The 1115-nt window shown below is 50.9% G+C and carries 1 protein-coding gene; it reads right to left on the reverse strand.

Translation table 11 applies throughout. The features are described 5' to 3' along the window. On the reverse strand, window positions 1-1115 hold a 1115-nt coding region (gene cas10 / locus HWQ67_RS19325), incomplete at both ends, for a type III-A CRISPR-associated protein Cas10/Csm1 (RefSeq protein ID WP_218254327.1).

Here is a 1115-nt window from a genome sequence, read left to right on the forward strand (position 1 = left end):
AGTCTTCAAGGGTATCCCTATAAGAACTCAGTTGCTTGAACCCTTCCCACCTCACCGTCTCTCCAAATATGGTAACAGAGTCCTTGTCTGCAACCGACTTAGATTTCTTAAGGGCATCCTCGGACATTTTGGCCAGGGATAACACGGGGTCGTTGGGTTTGCTGAGGCTTATACCGGCAGATATCGTAATATGTTTGCTGCCACACACATACTCCCTGAACCTGTCTCGCATAAACCCGGCAAAGTCAATAATACGGTTCCACGGCCCAATGACAAACAGATCATCTCCACCTGCAAAGACGGTGTAGATATCCTTAAACCTGTCATCCGTGCTGAGGAGGTGTGGCAGATACACCGTGAAAAACATGTTCAACTGCCTGCTCAACGTTGCCATGCGTGAGATGCTCACGTGCTCTTTTCTGATCCCACAACCAAACACGGCTCCAAGGTTATCCACGTCGGCCTTGAGCGCTGCCAGTGCCTCAATGCCCGTATCCTCCCCATTCTCCAACATATCCACCTTCAGGGCCACCTTGGCAATATCGGAAAACGACTTAGGTACATGCCTGACATCAGCCGGCACGTAGCCGTTGAGGAACCTGACCGTCTTATCCGTGACAATGTTGCCATCCTTTGGGATAGATATGTCCCAGTACTTGACGAGCTGCCCCTTGTGGGCAAGCTCATTGAGCTGCCCGGTTACATCCAAAGACACCTGATAGAGGCCAAAGATGGGTTCCAAGAGCTTCTCGTTGAGCTTTGCCTCTTTGGTGGTAATAGCTATACTGTTTTCTTTGACAAGCTTTGTGCCTAAGTATATGTGGTCCCTACAGATATTGCAGGCAGACCTTTCCTCATCTCCCAAGAGGGGATCGTTTTCAGCCGTTGGGCTTGACGGCCTCTTACCGCAGAAGGGGCACAGCGCCTTGGCCAGGCCATTGTTAAACCTGTTGAGATAGCCCTTGACAGGGCCGCCGTACCTCTCAAGGTCGATCTTCTTATACTTGTGCCGTTGAGACTGTTGAGCGAATCCCTCCCAAAACTCAGAAAACCCCTCAGAGACAAGGTCTCCGCATGAGGCCTCACAGTACGAGAACCCAATGGATGATTCTCCG

Origin of the sequence: Candidatus Magnetobacterium casense, from assembly GCF_019173545.1 — a bacterium.
GTDB lineage: Bacteria > Nitrospirota > Thermodesulfovibrionia > Thermodesulfovibrionales > Magnetobacteriaceae > Magnetobacterium > Magnetobacterium cryptolimnobacter.